Consider the following 16,788-nt stretch of genomic DNA (forward strand, 5'->3'; position numbering starts at 1 on the left):
CATCCGCCGCGGTGACGCAGACGAGCCTGTGGATAACCTGGTGACGCTGTGTGATGGAGTCGCACCGGATGCGCACACGCCGTCACGGAGAGATGCTCGACGCATACAGGGGGGCCACCGCAAGGGAGTAGTTCCATGCCACGAGACATCGACGACCACCAGATGCGCCGGCGCGACCGCGAACGCGAGCACGGCGAGATCACCGGCGACGAGATGCGCGACCGTGACGGGCACGACCCCGACATGAGCGGATCCGGCATGTCGGACCCCGACACGGGGAGCGCCGGCATGCGCCGTGAGCACGGCGACCGGCGTTCGTCGTGGGACGACGACGAGGACGACATGCAGGAGGGCTACCGGTAACCCGGCCCCCGCGGTCCACCAGCGGTCCCCGAGCGGTCCGTGTGCGAGTCCCCCGCCGCCGGGCGGGGGACTCGTCGGCGTTCCGACGGGCACGGACCGGCAGCCCGGTCCGCGGCACGCCGCTCAGGTCAGGGCGTGCCCCGTCGTCGCGTCCACATGGTCCGGGACCTCCTCGTGGCGGTCGCCGACCGACATCGTCCCGGTGGGCTCGAACACCAGGATCGACGCTCCGGCCGGGGCGGACGGCTTGTGCTCCGTGCCGCGCGGCACCGTGAAGACCGACCCCTTGGGCAGGGTGACCGTGCGCTCTCCGGACGCCTCGCGCAGCGCGATGTGCAGCTCACCGTCCAGGACGAGGAAGAACTCGTCGGTGTGGTCGTGCGTGTGCCACAGGTGCTCGCCCTCGACCTTGGCGACCCGTACGTCGTAGTCGTTCACGGCGGTGACGATGCGCGGGCTCCACAGCTCGGAGAACGAGGCGAGCGCCGCGGTGAGGGAGATGGGTTCCTTGGGTTCCATGCCGCCATCGTGCGGGGTGCCCACCGCGTCGTACGAGTGCTAGAAATCGCATATGCCGCAAGGATCCTCTCAGCCCGCTCGGCCGCACCGGGTCGCCGTGATCGTCGACCGGGGCACGAATCCGTTCGAAGTCGGGGTGGCGACCGAGCTGTTCGGGCTGCCGCGACCCGAGCTCGGGCTGCCGCGGCCGCTGTACGAGGTGGCCTTGTGCACGCCCACGCCCGGCGTCCGGATGAACCACGGGTTCTTCACTCTGACCGGGGTGCCCGGACTGGAGGCCGTCGACGGGGCGGACACCCTCGTCGTGCCCGGCCGCCCCGACAACGTCGTCCCGCGCGGTGCCGATGTCCTCGACGCCATCCGGCGCAGTCACGCCCGCGGGGCGCGCGTCGTGAGCTTCTGCACCGGCAGCTTCGCGCTCGCCGAGGCCGGGCTGCTCGACGGGCGCCGCGCCACCACGCACTGGCGCTGGGCCGGCTCCTTCCGGGAGCTGCACCCGAAGGTTCTGCTCGAACCGGACGTGCTCTTCGTGGACGAGGGCGACATCCTCACGGCGGCGGGCAGCGCGGCCGCGCTCGACCTGGGGCTGCACATCTGGCGCCGGGACCACGGCGCCGAGTTCGCCAACGCCGTCTCCCGGCGGCTGGTGTTCGCGACGCACCGCGACGGTGGACAGCGGCAGTTCGTGGAGCGGCCCGTGCCCGACACACCGGACGAGTCGCTCGCCCCGCTGCTGGCCTGGGCTCAGGAGCGCCTGGGCGAAGCGCTCACCGTCGCCGACCTCGCCGCGCGGGCCGCGGTGAGCCCCGCCACGCTGCACCGCCGCTTCCGCGCGCAGCTCGGCACCACTCCGCTGGCCTGGCTGACCGGGGAGCGGGTCGCTCTGGCCTGCCGGCTGATCGAGCGCGGGGAGGAGCGGCTGGACGTGGTCGCGGCGCGCAGCGGGCTCGGTACGGCCGCCAATCTGCGGGCGCGGCTGCGGCGCGAGACCGGTCTCAGCCCGTCGGCCTACCGACGGCGTTTCGGACCGGCCACAGGGGAAGCTGTCATCGTATGAGATTCCTCGTACGCGACCGGCTCCTCGGCTTCGGTGACGACTACTGGATCGAGGACCAGCACGGCAACAAGGTGTTCCTGGTCGACGGCAAGGCGATGCGGCTGCGGGACACGTTCGAGCTGAAGGACACACGGGGCCGGGTCCTGATCGACATCCACCAGAAGATGTTCGCCCTGCGGGACACGATGATCATCGAGCGCGACGGCGACACGCTGGCCACGATCAAGCGCAAGCGCCTGTCCCTGCTGCGCAACCACTACCGCGTCTCGCTGGTGGACGGCACGGAGCTCGACGTCAGCGGCAAGATCCTCGACCGCGAGTTCGCCATCGACTACGACGGGGAGCTGCTCGCGCAGATCTCCCGCCGCTGGCTGACCATCCGCGAGACGTACGGGGTCGACATCGTGCGCGACGACGCGGATCCCGCGCTGCTGATCGCGGTCGCGGTGTGCGTCATCCACCTGGCGGAGAAGGAGCGGGAGGTGGACTGACGCAACGGCCACGGGGTGCCCTGGTCCCCAGGCACCCCTCGGTGTCCCCGCACCCGGCCGCCGCCGAGTCCGCTGCACGGCGTGCTGCGGCCCGGTCGCGGCCCCCGTGCCCCGGCCCGGGCGCCGGAACCGCTACTTCGTCACCGCGAACGACAGCAGGATCGCCGCCGTCAGTTCCGGGTCGCCCTCCGCCTTGATGCGGTCCGCCACGAGGTCCGCGGTGACACGGCCGCAGGCGAGGCGGACGTACGTCTCCCAGTCGAGCGTGAGCGACACCGCCGGGCCCAGCGAGGGCGTGCCGTCGATCGAGCCGCGCCCCTCCGCGTCGACCCGCACCGTGCGCAGGAACTCGACGGGGCCGTGGACGTCGAAGACGACCGCCGAACCGGGGGGCGCCCCCGCGTCCTCGGCCACGACCTTGGGCAGCGCCGCCAGCAACTCGTCCCGCGCCACGAACGCACCCGGCGAGTCCAGGTTCCCCGGCCGGCCCAGCGCCGTGCGCAGGTCCTGCTCGTGCACCCACACGTCGAACGCGCGGTACCGCATGGCCTCTTCGAGCGTCTGCTCACTTCCGAGCGGGCCGCGCACCTTGGTGCCCGGGTCCCGGGACTCGTTCCGCAGCTGGCGGTTGCGGCGGATGACCGTGTACTCCAGCTCGGACGTCATCTCCGGCGCCGTGTGATGGCGGCGGACGTCGACCTGCATCTCCATGTAGCGCTGGTGCTCGTTCGTCACGTGGAACAGGTCGCGCGGCAGCGTGTGGATCGGGCGCGGGTCGCCGAGCATCTCGCAGTCCATGCCGATGACGTGCGAGACCACGTCACGCACCGACCATCCGGGGCATGGCGTCCGCCGGTTCCACTCGCCCTCCACGAGCGGAAGCACCAGCTCGGATATCGCTTCGATGGAATGGGTCCAGGCGTCGGCGTAGGGCTGAAGAGTGGGATGCAGACTCACGGAACGGGACCCCTCGGGCGGTCGGTACACGGGCGGTTGTGACGGCGATGTCGACGGGCGGCGGCTGTCGGCGGGTGTCTTGGAACGTTAAGTTACGCTGCCGTGAGGCACCCAGGCAGTGCTTTCGTGTGACGATCGTAGGCCCGTGGAGACAGCTCCCCATGTCAGGACGGTGGTAGTGTGCGCGCCTCCCTCATCCAGATCCGGGTGGACGAGGACGAATCGGTCGATTCGCGCCGACGGCGAGCGGCCTCCCTCGTACGCGATCAAGCCGGAGTCGATCTGGTCGTGCTGCCCGAGCTGTGGACGACCGGCGCCTTCGCCTACGAACGGTTCGGGACCGAGGCCGAGCCGCTCGAAGGGCCGACGTACGAGGCGATGGCGAAGGCCGCGAGCGACGCGGGGGTGTGGCTGCACGCCGGCTCCATCCCCGAACGCTCGGTGTCCGGGAGCGGCACCGCCGCGGGTGACGGTGTCATCTACAACACGTCTCTCGTCTTCTCCCCCTCCGGTGAGCTGGCCGCCGCCTACCGCAAGATCCACCGCTTCGGCTTCGACAAGGGCGAGGCCGTCCTGATGGGCGCGGGCACCGAACTGGTGACGGTGCGACTGCCGGAGACGACCGTCGGCGTGGCCACCTGCTACGACCTCCGCTTCCCCGAGCTGTTCCGCTCCCTCGTGACGGCGGGGGCCGAGACGCTCGTGATCCCGGCGGGCTGGCCGGAGCGCCGCCGGTCCCACTGGACGCTGCTGGCCCGGGCGCGGGCAGTGGAGAACCAGGCGTACGTCCTTGCCTGTGGAACGGCCGGGACGCACGCGGGGGTTCCTCAGGCGGGTCACTCGATCGTGGTGGATCCCTGGGGCGAGGTCCTCGCCGAGGCGGGCGCCGAGGAGGAGATCCTCACGGTGGAATTCGACCCGGCGAAGGTCGCGACGACACGGGAACAGTTCCCGGCGCTGAAGGACCGGGTGCTGGGGCTGGAGCCGCCGCGCCGCTGACGGAGCGCTCCGCGAAGGCGGGCGGCGTCCCGCGCCGTCCGCCCACCCACCCGAACCCGGCGCCCCCTACGCCGGCACGTGCACCGTCTCCACCCGGCTCGCCACCAGCCGCTCCCGCTCCCTGCGCGCCGCCTGCCCGCGCAGCCGCAGGATCTGGCTCAGCCCCAGCGCCTGCAGCACGAAGACCGCGGAGAACGCCACGGTGTAGTCGTCCCGTGTCGCGTCCAGGAGCACCCCGATCGCCAGCAGTGTCGTCATGGAGGCGACGAAGCCGCCCATGTTGGTGATGCCGGAGGCGGTGCCCTGACGCTCCGGCGGGTTGGCCGGGCGTGCGAAGTCGAAGCCGATCATCGAGGCCGGACCGCAGGCACCGAGCACCGTGCACAGCACGATCAGCAGCCACATCGGCGCGTGCGCACCCGGGTAGGCGAGCGTCGCCGCCCACAGCGCCGCCGTCGCCCCGACCGTCCCGAGCGCCAGCGGCAGCCGCGCCGCGTGGTGCCGGGCGACGATCTGCCCGTAGACCAGCCCGACGACCATGTTCGACAGCACGACGAGCGTGAGCAGCTCGCCCGCCGTCGCCCGCGACAGACCCTGCGCCTGCACCAGGAACGGCAGGCCCCACAGCAGCAGGAACACCATCGCCGGGAACTGCGTGGTGAAGTGCACCCACATGCCCAGGCGGGTCCCCGGTTCCTGCCAGGACGCCTGGATCTGCCGCCGCACATACGCCGATCCCTGGTGCGGGAACGGCTCCGGCTCGTACCCGTCGGGATGGTCCTTCAGGAAGAGGACGAGCAGGACCAGCACGACGACCCCGGCGAGCGCGCTGCCGCCGAAGGCCGCCGTCCAGCCCACCCCGTGCAGCAGCCGGGCGAGCACGAGCGTCGAGACCAGGTTCCCCGCCATGCCCACCAGACCGGCGAGCTGTGCCACCAGCGGCCCGCGGCGGGCCGGGAACCAGCGGGTGCCGAGCCGCAGCACACTGATGAAAGTCATGGCGTCACCGCAGCCGAGCAGCGCGCGCGAGGCGAGCGCCATGCCGTACGAGGCCGAGAACGCGAACCCGACCTGACCCGCCGTGAAGAGGACGACTCCCATGGTCAGCACCTTCTTGGTGCCGAGCCGGTCCACCAGCAGGCCGACGGGTATCTGCATGCCCGCGTACACGAGGAGCTGGAGGATGGAGAAGGTCGACAGGGCCGACGCGTTGACATGGAAGCGGTCGGCGGCGTCGAGCCCCGCCACGCCCAGCGACGTACGGAAGATGACGGCGACGAAGTAGACCGAGACACCTATGGCCCACACGGCCACGGCGCGGCGGCCGCCCGGCGGGTCACCGGGCAGCGACACCGGCCGGGAACTCATGGAGCGGGAGCTCATCGCACCTCTCCCCGCGCCAGGTTGGAGAACCAGCTGACGTGCCGGTGGACGATGTTCACGGCGGCCTCGGCATCGCCGGACCGCAGGGCCCCCAGGATCTCCTCGTGCTCGCTGAGCGTCTTGGCGATCCGGTCCGGGTGCGAGTGCATGACGGCGACCCCCATCCGCAGCTGGCGGTCGCGCAGTTGGTCGTAGAGGCGGGAGAGGATCTCATTGCCACCGCTGCGCACGATCTCGGCGTGGAAGGTGCGGTCGGTGACCGCCGCCGCGGCCAGATCACCCGCGGCGGCCTGTTCCTTCTGCCGCGCGAGCAGTTCCTCCAGACGGGCGATCAGCCCGGGCGGGGCGGGTACGGCCTTGCGGGCCGCGTGTTCCTCGACGAGCTGACGCGTCTCGACCACGTCCGCGATCTCCTGGGCGGAGACCGGCAGGACCAGTGCCCCCTTCTTCGGGTAGAGCTTGATCAGCCCTTCGGCCTCCAGCCGGAGCAGCGCCTCGCGCACCGGGGTGCGCGACACCCCGACCTCCTCGGCCAGCTCTCCCTCGGTGAGCAGTGTCCCGCCCTCGTAACGGCGCTGAAGAACACCCTGTTTCACATGTGCGTACACGCGGTCGGCGGCGGCAGGTTGTTTGGCGGTCAGGGTCCCCGAGGTGCTCATGTCCACAGCATAGATACAACAGGTACGCATGCCGGGGAGCGTCCACGATATGGACCGCCTGTCTTCCGCAGAATTCACCCGGCAACCGCACATCCCTTTGTGCTACTTACGAGTCTCACGAGAAGGCGGCTCTTTCATTTGGCCGCTCTCCAGGGGCATTTGGATGCATACAAGTGCATCAGAGACGCAATCGGAGCATTCAACTTGATTACCGGTATTAAGGGCAGGCGAGTTCGCAGAGCAGCCGCGGCAGTGGTCACCACCAGCGCCGTACTCACCGCCGCCGCCCTCACCGCGGCGCCCGCGCAGGCCGTCACGGCGCCCTCGATCACCGCCAAGGGCGGGTTCGTGATGAACAACGCCACCGGCAAGAGCCTGTACAACAAGGCCGCGGACACCAGACTGTCCACCGGATCCACCACCAAGATCATGACGGCCGAGGTGGTGCTGTCGCAGGCGAACGTGAACCTGGACGCCAAGGTCACGGTCGACAAGGCGTACAGCGACTACGTCGTCGCCAACAACGCCTCCCAGGCCCACCTGATCGTCGGCGACAAGGTCACGGTCCGTCAGCTGCTGTACGGGCTGATGCTGCCGTCCGGCTGCGACGCGGCCTACGCGCTCGCGGACAAGTTCGGCTCCGGCTCGACGCGTGCCGCGCGCGTGAAGTCGTTCATCGGCAAGATGAACAGCGCCGCCACGAGCCTCGGCCTGAAGAACACGCACTTCGACTCGTTCGACGGCATCGGCAACGGCAACAACTACTCGACGCCGCGCGACCTGACGAAGATCGCCAGCAGCGCGATGAAGAACTCCACCTTCCGTACGGTCGTGAACACGGCGTCCACCAAGCAGAAGGTGACCACCAAGAGCGGCGGCTACCGCTACTACACCTGGACCAACACCAACCCGCTGCTCGGCACCTACAGCGGCGCGATCGGCGTCAAGACCGGCTCCGGCCCCGAGGCCAAGTACTGCCTGGTCTTCGCCGCGACCCGCAACGGCAAGACGCTCATCGGCACGATCCTGGCGTCCACGACGATCGACAACCGTGCGGCGGACGCGAAGAAGCTCCTGAACTACAGCTTCGCCGTCTGAGCCTGATCCCACACGGCACGAAGGGGCCGGCCGCTCGTCCGCGGCCGGCCCCTTTGCCGTACGTGCGCTGCGGGCGCTACGCCCAGGTGATCAGCCGCTTCGGCTGCTCCAGGATCGCGGCGACGTCCGCCAGGACCTTCGAGCCCAGTTCGCCGTCGACCAGGCGGTGGTCGAAGCTGAGCGCGAGCGTGGTGACCTGACGCGGCTTCACCTTGCCCTTGTGGACCCACGGCTGGAGCTTGATCGCACCGACCGCGAGGATCGCCGACTCGCCCGGGTTCAGGATGGGCGTGCCCGTGTCCACGCCGAACACGCCGACGTTCGTGATGGTGACCGTGCCGCCCTGCATCGCCGCCGGAGAGGTCTTGCCCTCGCGGGCCGTGGCCACCAACTCGCCGAGTGCCTCGGCCAGTTGCGGAAGGGTCTTGTCGTGCGCGTCCTTGATGTTCGGCACGATCAGTCCGCGCGGGGTGGCCGCCGCGATGCCCAGGTTCACATAGTGCTTGCGGACGATCTCCTGGTTCGCCTCGTCCCAGGACGCGTTGATGTCCGGATTGCGCTTGATGGCCACCAGCAGGGCCTTGGCGATGAGGAGAAGCGGGTTGACTCGCAGGCCCTGCAGGTCCTTGTCCTGCTTGAGCTCCTCGATCAGCTTCATCGTGCGCGTCACGTCGACCGTCACGAACTCCGTGACGTGCGGCGCCGTGAACGCCGAGCCGACCATCGCCTGAGCGGTGGCCTTGCGGACACCCTTGACGGGGATCCGGGTCTCGCGACCGCTCTCGTACGACACCACGGGCGCCGGTGCCTGCGCGGCAGCGGGCACCGCGGGCGCCTCGGGGGCCGTTGCCGGTGCGGAGGCCACGGCCGCGTGCACGTCCTCGCGGGTGATGATCCCGTCCGGACCCGACGGAGTCACCGTCGCCAGATCGACGCCCAGGTCCTTGGCGAGCTTGCGCACCGGCGGCTTCGCCAGCGGACGAGTCCCCCGGGTGTGGCCGTTCAGCTCGCCCTGGAGGGCCGTGGCCGCGTGGCGGGTGTCCTCGGCTGCCGGCGGAGCCGTCTTGCGGGGGCGGCGCCGGGTGGAGGACTCGGCGACGCCGTAGCCGACGAGGACCGGCTTGCGGCCCTCCTGCTTGGGCTCCTCGGCCGACGCCGCCGGGGCCGGAACCGTCTCGGCGGGCGCGGGCGCCTCCGCGGCGGGGGCGCCCCCGGCCACGTCGACCGCGATGATCGGCGTGCCGACGTCCACCGTGGTGCCCTCGGGGAAGCGGAGTTCGCGCACCACTCCGTCGTAGGGGATGGGCAGTTCGACGGCCGCCTTCGCCGTCTCGACCTCGCAGACGACCTGTCCGTCGGTGACCGTGTCACCCGGCTGCACATACCACTTGAGGATCTCGGCCTCGGTGAGTCCCTCGCCCACGTCGGGCATCTTGAACTCGCGCAGGGACGCGTCAGTCATCGTCGTCACGACCTCTCCTCAGTACGCCAGGGCGCGGTCGACGGCGTCGAGCACCCGGTCCAGGCCCGGCAGGTACTCCTCCTCCAGCCGCGCCGGCGGATACGGGGCGTGATAGCCGCCGACCCGCAGCACGGGCGCCTCCAGGTGGTAGAAGCACCGCTCCGTGATCCTGGCTGCGATCTCCGCGCCGGAGCCGAAGAACACCGGCGCCTCGTGGACCACGACCAGGCGGCGGGTCTTCTCCACCGACGCCTGGATGGAGTCGAAGTCGAGCGGAGACACCGAGCGCAGGTCCAGCACCTCCAGGGACTTGCCCTCCTCCCCGGCGGCGGCCGCGACCTCCTGGCAGACCTTCACCATCGGGCCGTACGCGGCGAGCGTCAGATCCGTGCCCTCGCGCACCACACGTGCCTTGTGCAGGGGGCCGGGGATCGCCTCGGGGTCGATCTCGGCCTTGTCCCAGTACCGCCGCTTCGGCTCGAAGAAGATCACCGGGTCGTCGCTCTGGATGGCCTGCTGCATCATCCAGTACGCGTCCGACGCGTTGGACGGAGAGACGATCTTCAGACCCGCCACATGCGCGAACAGCGCCTCGGGGGACTCGCTGTGGTGCTCGACCGCGCCGATGCCGCCGCCGTACGGGATGCGGACGACGACCGGGAGCTTGACCTTGCCCAGCGAGCGGGCGTGCATCTTCGCCAGCTGGGTGACGATCTGGTCGTACGCAGGGAAGACGAAGCCGTCGAACTGGATCTCCACCACGGGCCGGTACCCGCGCAGGGCGAGGCCGATCGCCGTGCCCACGATGCCCGACTCGGCGAGCGGCGTGTCGATGACCCGCTCCTCGCCGAAGTCCTTCTGGAGACCGTCGGTGACCCGGAAGACGCCGCCGAGCTTGCCGACGTCCTCACCCATCACCAGGACCTTGGGGTCCGCCTCCAGGGCCTTGCGCAGCGACTCGTTGATCGCCTTGGCGAGCGCCATCTTCTCGGCCATGTCACCTGCCCCCTTCCACGTCCGCGAACGACGCCTGGTAGGCGGCGAACTGGGCCCGCTCCTCGTCGACGAGCGCATGCCCGTCCGCGTACACATTCTCGAAGATGGCGAAGTGGTCCGGGTCCGGCATGGCACGCACCGCTTCGCGCACTCGCCTTCCCAACGCTTCGCTCTCCGCCTCGAGTTCCCCGAAGAATCCCTCGTCCGCGTGGTTCGAGGCCTCCAGATACGCGCGCAGGCGGGCGATCGGGTCCTTCGCCTCCCAGGCGGCCCGCTCGTCGTCGTGGCGGTAGCGGGTCGGGTCGTCGGAGGTCGTGTGCGCGCCCATGCGGTACGTGAACGCCTCGACGAGGGTCGGGCCCTCGCCGTTGCGCGCCCGCTCCAGCGCCCGCTTGGTGACGGCCAGGCAAGCCAGGACGTCGTTGCCGTCGACGCGCACGCCCGGGAAGCCGAAGCCCTGCGCGCGCTGGTAGAGCGGCACACGGGTCTGCTTCTCGGTGGGCTCGGAGATCGCCCACTGGTTGTTCTGGCAGAAGAACACGACCGGGGCGTTGTAGACCGCGGCGAAGGTGAACGACTCCGCGACGTCACCCTGGCTGGACGCGCCGTCGCCGAAGTAGGCGATCACGGCCGAGTCGGCGCCGTCCTTGGCGACGCCCATGGCGTAGCCGGTGGCGTGCAGCGTCTGGGAGCCGATGACGATCGTGTACAGGTGGAAGTTGTTGCCGTTCGGGTCCCAGCCGCCGTTGTTCACGCCGCGGAACATGCCGAGGAGGTTGGTGGGGTCGACCCCGCGGCACCAGGCGACGCCGTGCTCGCGGTAGGTCGGGAAGACGTAGTCCTCGTCGTTCAGGGCCCGGCCGGAGCCGATCTGGGCGGCCTCCTGGCCGAGCAGCGAGGCCCACAGGCCCAGCTCGCCCTGGCGCTGCAGGGAGGTGGCCTCGGCGTCGAAGCGGCGGGTGAGCACCATGTCCCGGTACAGGCCGCGCAACTGCTCGGGGGAGATGTCCTCGACGTACGGGTCGTACTCGGGGTTCTCGACCCGCTTGCCCTCCGGCGTCAGCAGCTGGACGAGGCCGGGGTCGGTGCCCTTCCTGGGCGTGGTGCGGCTGGTGCGCTTGGTGCCGGTGGTGCCGGCCTTGCTCCCGGCGCTGCGTCGCGGCTTGTGCGCGGCAGTGCTCTCCTCGGTCACGTGTGCTCCTCCGTCGATCCGGCCCCCGGGTTCGCCGGGTGCCTGGGGGTCCCCTCGGCCCGCGTGGGGCTGGGGGGAGCGGCTCCGCCTGCAGCTCACGGACGCACAGGGTGGGTGCGGCTCGTTCGAAGCAGACGTGACAGGTGCCCCGGCGAGCGCCCTGCAATAGGCACGTTACCCAGTGCTCCACATTTCTGTGAAACCCCTCCTGACCTGGGATTTTGCTTGGATTTCCAAGTAAATCGAGTAAGTCGGGAACACGCGCTGGTCAGGGCCTTGCAGGGGGCCGGAACAACGGCACGTTATCCCGCCCACCCGGAGCACGGGAAGACATCATCCGGGGTGGCGCGGGCGGCCCCCGGCGACACGGAGGCGTGATCGACGGCGCGCCGGGCCATACGATTGCGGACGCCACGTGATCGATTGCGACTGTCTGTGACGAACCGCAGCTCAGCCCTGGTTCGTGCCCTACCATCTGGCGCGTGCCGCGCTCATCTGTACCAACCTCCGGGTTAGCCACGCCCCCTCTGGGTGCCCTCCTCCGCCAGTACGCCGCCGGGTCCGCGCTGGCATGCGACCCCGTCGAGCAGGGGCTGCTCAACCGCGGCTACCGGCTGTGCACGACACGCGGCCGCTACTTCCTCAAGCACCACTTCGACCCCGAGACCGCCGACCTGGCGGCGATCGCCCGCCAGCACCGCGCCACCCAGCGCCTGGCGGACCTGGGAGTGCCGGTGGCACCGCCGCTGGCCGGCCACGACGGCCGTACCTTCGCGGTGATCGGCGGCCACGCGTACGCCCTGCACCCCTGGATCGACGGACGGCACCGGCACGGCAGCCAGCTCACGGCGGAGCAGTGCGGACGACTGGGCGCGCTGCTGGGAGTGGTGCACGCGAGCTTGGAGCGGGTGATGCCGTCCCAGGGACACTCGGGCCGTACCGCGGTGGGCGGGTGCGCGGCCGAGGGGGCCGCGCACCGGACCGGTAGCGCGACGCCGCGGGCGGGGTTGCACGGCGCCCAGGGCGCCGCAGCGCACTCCGGAGCCACCTGTGCGCAGGGCGCACGCCCCGAGAGCGCCGACCCCGCCGGCACCTTCGCGCTCATCGACGACCTGCTGCGCCGGGTGCGCAGGCACCGGCCCCGGGACGCGTTCGACGAGCTCGCCCGGCACCGGCTGCAGGAGCGGCGGGCGCTGCTGGAGCAGCACGCGGACCGGCGCCCGCCGCGCGGTGGCTCGGTGGGCTGGGTGCACGGCGACTTCCACCCGTTCAACGTGCTCTACCAGGGGGAGGCACCCGCCGCGATCGTCGACTGGGACCGGCTCGGCGTACAGCCGCGCGCGGAGGAGGCGGTACGGGCCGCCGCGATCTTCTTCGTACGCCCCGTGGGCGCGCTCGACCTCCCGAAGGTACGGGCCTACGCCCGCGCGTACCGCCGTACCGCGGGCGCGCCCCCCTCGGAACTCGCCGCCGCCGTGCACCGAGTGTGGTGGGAGCGGCTCAACGACTTCTGGATGCTGCGCTGGCACTACGAGCGCGGCGACACCCGCGCGGACGCGCAGTTCCCGGCGGCCTCGGCCCTGGCTGTGTGGTGGACGCGCGAGTACGACACGGTGTGCGAGGCGTTCACCGACTGAGGCGAGGGCCCGGAAGGGGCAGCCCGGTACCGGCAGGACCGCCGCGGGGTGCCGAGGCATGGCCCGGCGTGGGTGCCGAGGCATGGCCCGGCGCGGGGCGCGCCGGTGGCGCCCCGGCGCGGGAGAGGCGGCGCTCGGGGCGCCCTCGCGCCCGGGGGAGCCTCCCGAGCCTCCGGGGTCTGGGGCCCGGACCCCAGGAAGGCCCCCCATGGCCTCCGGGAAACGCCACGCGCGCGTGGAGCCCGTTTCCGGGCCGCACGCGCGCGTGGATGGAGTTTCGCGCCGACGGCCACCGCCGTCGCCGCGAGGGCCGATCGCCGGCCGGTCCCGTCAGGCCCCCGGCGAGGCGCTGCCCCCGCTCCCGCCCCCGTTCGTCGCCGGCGGAGGCGAGGCATCGCTGCCGCCCGTGGGCGAACCCGACGCCGGATCCGGGGGCGGCGTCTGCGACGTCTGGTCGCTCGGCTGCTCCGGCGTCGTCGACGGCTGGGCCGGCGGCGGCTGGCTGTAGCTCTGCGACGGCCTGTAGGAGGGCGTGTAGTCCGAGCCGCCGCTGCCCGTGTCCGAACTGCCGCTCGTGGACGTGTCGGTCGCCGTGTCCGACGGCGTCGGGCTGGACTGCTTGTCCTGCTGGGACGTCGAGGCGGTCGGCGACTGCGTAGTACCGGTCCCGCCGCCGCTGCCGTTGTTGTTCATCGCCAGCGCGACGCCCGCCGCGACGGCAATCATCGCGAGGACCGCGAGGATCCACAGCTTGCCGCGGCCGCTGCCCCTGTTGCCGTGGCCCTCGAAGCCGCCGTCGTCCCCGGAGCCGTATCCCGAGGGCAGGATCGGCTGCGGAATCTGCGTGGTGCCGGACACGCCGGGGTGCGGCAGCACCGCCGTGCCGGCGAAGCCCGCGGCCGGGGTGTGCCGACCGTCGTGCATCTCCACCGGCCCGGTGCTCCAGGTGCCGGTGTGGCCTCCCTGGTCGTACAGCATCTGCAGCCCGTACTGGACCAGCCCCCGCATCTCCTCGGCGGTCTGGAACCGGTCGTCCGGCTCCTTCGCCAGCGAGCGCATGACGAGCCCGTCCAGCTCCGGCGGCGACGCCGCCTCCGAGATCTGGGACGGCGGCACCGGGATGTCCTGAACGTGCTGGTAGACCACGGACAGGGGCGTCTCACCCACGAACGGGGGCCGCAGCGCGAGCAGTTCGTACAGCAGGCAGCCGGTCGCGTACAGGTCGGAGCGGTGGTCGACGGCCTTGCCGAGCGCCTGCTCCGGGGAGAGGTACTGGGGGGTGCCCATGACCATGCCGGTCTGCGTCATCGTCGTGGACGCCCCGTGCAGAGCCCGCGCGATGCCGAAGTCCATCACCTTCACGGCGCCGTTGTGGGTGATGATGACGTTCGCCGGCTTGATGTCGCGGTGCACGATGCCGTGCTGGTGCGAGTACGCCAGCGCCTCCAGGACGCCGGAGACGATGATCAGGGCCTGCTCGGGACCCGGTGCCTCGGCGTTCAGCAGCAGGTCGCGGATGGTGCGGCCCTCGACCAGCTCCATCACGATGTACGGCACCGACTGGCCGCCCACGTGGTCCTCGCCCGAGTCGTACACGGCGACGATCGCGTGGTGGTTGAGCCCGGCCACCGACTGGGCCTCACGCGTGAAGCGGGCCTTGGAGACCGGGTCCTCGGCGAGGTCGGAGCGGAGCAGCTTGACCGCGACCGTCCGGCCGAGGCGCACGTCCTCCGCCGCGAACACCTCGGCCATGCCGCCCCGGCCGAGTCTGCGGGTCAGCCGGTACCGGCCGTCGCCGACAAGTCCGCCGTTGCCCCACATCTCAGGCGCGTCTGACATCCCGCCGCCAGTCGCCTCGGGGTCGGACGGGCCCTGGGCGCGCTGCGTCTGTGCCATCAGTCCTCGCCGTCGTTTCTGCCCGCGGTCTGCGCGGTGGTTGTTACGGTCTCCGACGGGCCACGCTACAGGCTCCGCGCAAGACACCGGTCCGAGATGGATTCGAGATGGACCGGCCATCAAACCTTGTACGGGGATCCATGTGCAAATCCCGTGTACCGCGCGTAGGCCCCCTGTAACGCTTCCGCGACGCTTCTTTCGCGTACGGTCACGGAACGGGCACCGAGCTTGACGTGTCACTGCCCTGGGGCAGACTTGGCCGGGAATAGGCCAGTCGATCACGGAACAACGCTGTCGATCGTCGAAGACACGATGACTATCACGGACCGCGGGAGCCCAACCAGCCGCTGCCGCCGCGCCGATGGGGGACGCAGAACATGAGCCAGGACGGCGCACACGGTCGGTATGCGGGGCGAGCGGTCGCCGGCGGCCGCTACCAGCTGCGCGACTTGCTCGGCGAGGGCGGCATGGCCTCGGTGCATCTCGCGTACGACACGGTGCTGGACCGTCAGGTCGCGATCAAGACACTTCACACCGAGCTCGGTCGCGAACAGGCCTTCCGTGAGCGGTTCCGCCGCGAGGCACAGTCCGTGGCGAAACTCACGCACACCAACATCGTCTCGGTCTTCGACACCGGCGAGGACGAGCTCGACGGGATGACGACCCCGTACATCGTCATGGAGTACATCGAGGGCAAACCGCTCGGTTCGGTCCTCGACGCCGACATCCAGCAGTACGGCGCGATGCCGGCCGACAAGGCGCTGAAGGTCACCGCGGACGTGCTGGCGGCCCTGGAGATCAGCCACGAAATGGGCCTGGTCCACCGGGACATCAAGCCGGGCAACGTGATGATGACGAAGCGCAACGTCGTCAAGGTGATGGACTTCGGCATCGCCCGCGCCATGCAGTCCGGCGTCACGTCGATGACGCAGACGGGGATGGTGGTGGGCACACCGCAGTACCTGTCGCCGGAGCAGGCCCTCGGCCGAGGCGTTGACGCGCGCTCCGACCTGTACTCGGTCGGCATCATGCTGTTCCAACTGGTCACCGGACGGCTGCCGTTCGAGGCGGACTCGCCGCTGGCGATCGCGTACGCTCACGTGCAGGAGGAGCCGGTGGCTCCTTCGTCGATCAACCGCTCGCTGCCGCCCGCGGTGGACGCCCTGGTCGCCCGCGCGCTGAGGAAGAACCCCAACGAGCGCTTCCCGAGCGCCGAGGCGATGCGCGACGAATGCCTGCGGGTCGCCGCGTCCTTCACGGCCGCGGCGCCGAGCATCGTGCCGGGGGTACCGACGTCGAGCGGTGCCGGTGTGAGCTCCGCGGTCTTCCCGCCGATCGACCAGTCGACCCAGGCCCCGCCGGGACCCGTGCAGACGCCGTACCAGCCCGGTCCGTACGGCAATCCGACGCCCGCGCCGACCCCCTCGCCCGCCTACGGCTACCCGCAGCAGGGCGGCTACCAGACACCGCCGCAGACCGCCGCGTACGCGCACCAGCAGTCCTCGGCGACCCCGCCGCCGTACAACATCACCCCGGGGCCCTCGACGCCCGCCACGGGCGGCTCCGGCGGGCAGAAGAACAACCGGGCCGTGATCATCGGCTCGATCGTGGTCGCCCTGGTCGCGATCGGCGGTCTGATCACCGCGCTGACCATGAACGGCGGCAGCGGCAACAACGCCAAGGGCGGGGGCGGCAGCAACAGCGCCAGCCCGTCCTCGTCGGCGGTCGCGGGCCACAAGGGCCCGGACACGACGAAGACGATCGAGACGACGAAGTGCACCGAGCCGGAGACGTCGTACAACGACCCGAAGAAGGTCCGGGTGCCGGACTTCTCCTTCAAGTACGTCCTGTCCGTCAAGTCGTGCTTCCAGGCCGCGGGTTGGCAGATGAAGATCAAGCACGTCGACGAGAACACCTACGGCGAGGGCACGGTCATGGACCAGTTCCCGACGCCCGGTACGGACGTCGACCCGAAGAACATGCCGGAGATCGAACTCAGCGTGTCGACGGGCAACCCCTCGTGATGTGCTGCTGACGCGGCGCGAAGGGCCCGGCACCTCCGTGGACGCTGTTGGTTGA

At 70.8% G+C, this 16,788-nt stretch carries 15 protein-coding genes; 7 read left to right on the forward strand and 8 right to left on the reverse strand.

What is annotated here, in order from left to right; genetic code table 11:
* The first annotated feature begins 135 nt into the window (after positions 1 to 135).
* Positions 136 to 363: a hypothetical protein gene (locus ASC56_RS16850; protein ID WP_055492228.1), complete on the forward strand. Its 228-nt coding sequence runs from the start codon at positions 136 to 138 to the stop codon at positions 361 to 363.
* A gap of 123 nt (positions 364 to 486) precedes the next feature.
* On the opposite strand, the gene ASC56_RS16855 is transcribed toward ASC56_RS16850, so the two are convergent.
* Positions 487 to 882, reverse strand: a complete 396-nt coding sequence (locus tag ASC56_RS16855) for a cupin domain-containing protein (protein ID WP_055492229.1) — start codon at positions 880 to 882, stop codon at positions 487 to 489.
* Between the two features lie 52 nt (positions 883 to 934).
* Here ASC56_RS16855 and ASC56_RS16860 point away from each other — a divergent pair, with 52 nt between their 5' ends.
* Both ASC56_RS16860 and ASC56_RS16865 read left to right on the forward strand, forming a co-directional pair.
* Positions 935 to 1,939: a helix-turn-helix domain-containing protein gene (locus tag ASC56_RS16860; RefSeq protein ID WP_055492230.1), complete on the forward strand. Its 1,005-nt coding sequence runs from the start codon at positions 935 to 937 to the stop codon at positions 1,937 to 1,939.
* Positions 1,936 to 2,430: an LURP-one-related/scramblase family protein gene (locus tag ASC56_RS16865; RefSeq protein ID WP_055492231.1), complete on the forward strand. Its 495-nt coding sequence runs from the start codon at positions 1,936 to 1,938 to the stop codon at positions 2,428 to 2,430. The genes ASC56_RS16860 and ASC56_RS16865 overlap by 4 nt, the downstream gene beginning before the upstream one ends.
* Before the next feature lie 132 nt (positions 2,431 to 2,562).
* Here ASC56_RS16865 and ASC56_RS16870 read toward each other — a convergent pair whose 3' ends face one another.
* On the reverse strand, positions 2,563 to 3,387 hold the full coding sequence (locus tag ASC56_RS16870) for a maleylpyruvate isomerase family mycothiol-dependent enzyme (RefSeq protein ID WP_055492232.1): 825 nt from the start codon (positions 3,385 to 3,387) through the stop codon (positions 2,563 to 2,565).
* Positions 3,388 to 3,567: 180 nt separating this feature from the next.
* Here ASC56_RS16870 and ASC56_RS16875 point away from each other — a divergent pair, with 180 nt between their 5' ends.
* Positions 3,568 to 4,386, forward strand: coding sequence for a carbon-nitrogen family hydrolase (locus ASC56_RS16875; RefSeq protein WP_055492233.1), 819 nt, complete (start codon positions 3,568 to 3,570; stop codon positions 4,384 to 4,386).
* Between the two features lie 66 nt (positions 4,387 to 4,452).
* Here the strand turns inward: ASC56_RS16875 and ASC56_RS16880 are convergent, their stop codons facing one another.
* Positions 4,453 to 5,769 carry a nitrate/nitrite transporter gene (locus ASC56_RS16880; RefSeq protein ID WP_055492234.1) on the reverse strand — a complete coding sequence of 439 codons (1,317 nt, stop codon included), beginning with the start codon at positions 5,767 to 5,769 and terminating at the stop codon, positions 4,453 to 4,455.
* On the reverse strand, positions 5,766 to 6,428 hold the full coding sequence (locus tag ASC56_RS16885) for a GntR family transcriptional regulator (protein ID WP_107309273.1): 663 nt from the start codon (positions 6,426 to 6,428) through the stop codon (positions 5,766 to 5,768). The genes ASC56_RS16880 and ASC56_RS16885 overlap by 4 nt, the downstream gene beginning before the upstream one ends.
* A gap of 252 nt (positions 6,429 to 6,680) precedes the next feature.
* On the opposite strand from ASC56_RS16885, the gene ASC56_RS16890 reads away from it, so the two are divergent.
* Positions 6,681 to 7,526: a D-alanyl-D-alanine carboxypeptidase family protein gene (locus tag ASC56_RS16890; RefSeq protein ID WP_371330073.1), complete on the forward strand. Its 846-nt coding sequence runs from the start codon at positions 6,681 to 6,683 to the stop codon at positions 7,524 to 7,526.
* Between the two features lie 76 nt (positions 7,527 to 7,602).
* Here ASC56_RS16890 and ASC56_RS16895 read toward each other — a convergent pair whose 3' ends face one another.
* The 3 genes from ASC56_RS16895 to pdhA are packed head-to-tail and all read right to left on the reverse strand — an operon-like array spanning position 7,603 to position 11,176.
* Positions 7,603 to 8,997: a dihydrolipoamide acetyltransferase family protein gene (locus ASC56_RS16895; protein WP_055492237.1), complete on the reverse strand. Its 1,395-nt coding sequence runs from the start codon at positions 8,995 to 8,997 to the stop codon at positions 7,603 to 7,605.
* Between the two features lie 9 nt (positions 8,998 to 9,006).
* On the reverse strand, positions 9,007 to 9,984 hold the full coding sequence (locus ASC56_RS16900; protein ID WP_055492238.1) for an alpha-ketoacid dehydrogenase subunit beta: 978 nt from the start codon (positions 9,982 to 9,984) through the stop codon (positions 9,007 to 9,009).
* A 1-nt stretch (position 9,985) separates the two neighbouring features.
* Positions 9,986 to 11,176, reverse strand: coding sequence for a pyruvate dehydrogenase (acetyl-transferring) E1 component subunit alpha (pdhA, locus tag ASC56_RS16905; protein ID WP_055492239.1), 1,191 nt, complete (start codon positions 11,174 to 11,176; stop codon positions 9,986 to 9,988).
* A 482-nt stretch (positions 11,177 to 11,658) separates the two neighbouring features.
* Between pdhA and ASC56_RS16910 the strand changes: the two genes are divergently transcribed.
* A complete protein-coding gene (locus ASC56_RS16910) occupies positions 11,659 to 12,813 on the forward strand; it encodes a phosphotransferase (RefSeq protein ID WP_055492240.1) in 1,155 nt (384 codons plus the stop codon).
* 330 nt (positions 12,814 to 13,143) lie between these two features.
* On the opposite strand, the gene ASC56_RS16915 is transcribed toward ASC56_RS16910, so the two are convergent.
* Positions 13,144 to 14,709 (reverse strand): protein kinase, encoded by a 1,566-nt coding sequence (locus tag ASC56_RS16915; protein ID WP_079102545.1) that lies wholly within the window; start codon positions 14,707 to 14,709, stop codon positions 13,144 to 13,146.
* A 377-nt stretch (positions 14,710 to 15,086) separates the two neighbouring features.
* On the opposite strand from ASC56_RS16915, the gene ASC56_RS16920 reads away from it, so the two are divergent.
* Entirely contained in the window at positions 15,087 to 16,733 is a 1,647-nt protein-coding gene (locus ASC56_RS16920) for a protein kinase (protein ID WP_055492241.1), read from the forward strand.
* The last annotated feature ends 55 nt before the right edge of the window (positions 16,734 to 16,788 follow it).

The organism is Streptomyces sp. TP-A0356, assembly GCF_001417775.1.
GTDB lineage: Bacteria > Actinomycetota > Actinomycetes > Streptomycetales > Streptomycetaceae > Streptomyces.